This is a genomic window from Mesorhizobium sp. M2A.F.Ca.ET.037.01.1.1 (genome assembly GCF_003998075.1).
GTDB lineage: Bacteria > Pseudomonadota > Alphaproteobacteria > Rhizobiales > Rhizobiaceae > Mesorhizobium.
The window spans coordinates 1-1,625 of sequence record NZ_RZSA01001252.1; the positions used below are offsets into that span (position 1 = coordinate 1).

Here is a 1,625-nt window from a genome sequence, read left to right on the forward strand (position 1 = left end):
AAACAGCTTCGTCCCCATGCGGACGTTGGCGCAGGCGTCAACCAGATCGAGCTTCAGCTCCGAGGCGTTGGTCACACCGAGCCCTGCCGGATATTGGGTGACGCCGACGCGCACGACAGCCTTGCCGACATGTTGCCGGATGAGGGCCATGGCTTCGTCCGGTGTGCTCGGCCGTGGAACCAGCACGACCCGATCACCGGATTAGATGGTGACGGCCAGCGGATCGGGCGAGCCCGCCTCCGCAACGAGTCTATCGACGATCGCCGGCTTCAGGCCGGGATAGGCGCATTGCTGGATGAGGGCGGCGTCAATCATGGGCAGCTCCATGTTCACGTGTTGAAGGCTGTGACGAGCGGCAGGCCGAAGAGCCGCGCCCAGGCGATCGTGCTGGCATTCTGGATGGCGACGATGGTGGTACCGGCGGTCCACCAGCCATTGCCGGCAGCGACGATCGCGTCGGGCCGGTGCAGCATCGACTGCAGGAAGGGCCAGACCACGAGCTGCTCGTAGCAGATGAGCGGCGCCATCCGCCGCCCGGCGAGCTCGACAACGGGATTGGCGAAGAGATGCGCCCTGGCACCACCGCCCTGCCCTATGAAGCCGCGCCAGGGCTGCCACATCGAGACCGGGACCGGCATGCGCTCACGGTACAGGATGCCGGCCTCATGCGCCGAGATTTCGACCAAGACGTTGTCGTAGCCCTGCGGATCGACGAGCGCCGCGCCGGCGACCACGGTGATGTCGCTGCCGTAGAGCGCGGCGCGCCAGAGGCGCTCGACGCTCGGCGTCCAAAACCCGATTGCGCTTTCGGGAAGCACCACGACGCTGTCGCCCTGCCATGCGGCTTCCATGACTGTGGCGATCAGATCACGCTGCCGCTCGAGCGTGCCGTCGCGGCCGAGACTTTGTCCCATCTCCAGGTCGACGCTACGGAAACCATCGGGTAAAGCTGGCTCCGTCCAAAATGCGGCGGACCAGAGCCAGAAGCCTCCCAAGGCCAGGGCGGCAGCCGGCCACAATCTCGTCGTCATGACGGTGAGGCCGGCTGCGGCGGCCGCGAGACCCGACCATCCCCAACCGGAAAACAGCACGCCGGCGGCCGTCAGCGGATGCGCCCAGCCGATGATCCCGAAGGGCGGCACCGCCATCAGCACGGCCGCCAATGCAAACCGGACCGCCCTCCCCCATCCTCGACGCTTCGTCCATAAGATCGTATGAACGGCGACGAAGGAGAGGGAGGCCGCGAACCACAGCAGCAGGCCGGTCCAGAGGTCCGAGCCGTAGAAATTTGCGACGCCCTGCGGCAGGCCGCGTGACGCCGCTAGGAAGTATGCCGCCGTGACGAGCGCGGTGACGACGCGCCTGCGCGTCAATGCCCACAGCGCCGGAAACAGCATCGCCAGCGGCAGCGTCAGCGGATCGCCACCCCAGGCAACGGCGCCGACGAGCGCAGCGAGCACGATCAGGCCCGCGCCCCGCACCACCTCACGGCTCGGAGGTGAGGAGCGGGCGCGCGCGGCCGAGCAGTCCGCCCATCCACACTTGTCCGGTAAGCTTGGCGTTGTGAGGGTCGGAGATGTCGTACTGGCGGATGTCGCCATGCAGCCAGTTGCACAGATAGAGGT

2 protein-coding genes and 1 pseudogene are annotated in these 1,625 nt (G+C 67.1%); all 3 read right to left on the minus strand.

What is annotated here, in order from left to right; all coding sequences use genetic code 11:
* Positions 1–315, minus strand: a pseudogene (locus tag EOA27_RS35655) (conjugal transfer protein TraH); the annotation flags it as partial.
* A gap of 14 nt (positions 316–329) precedes the next feature.
* Positions 330–1,484 carry a conjugal transfer protein TraB gene (locus tag EOA27_RS35660; RefSeq protein ID WP_245491309.1) on the minus strand — a complete coding sequence of 385 codons (1,155 nt, stop codon included), beginning with the start codon at positions 1,482–1,484 and terminating at the stop codon, positions 330–332.
* A 1-nt stretch (position 1,485) separates the two neighbouring features.
* On the minus strand, positions 1,486–1,617 hold the full coding sequence (locus tag EOA27_RS43230) for a selenium-binding protein SBP56-related protein (RefSeq protein ID WP_348639885.1): 132 nt from the start codon (positions 1,615–1,617) through the stop codon (positions 1,486–1,488).
* Positions 1,618–1,625: the final 8 nt, after the last annotated feature.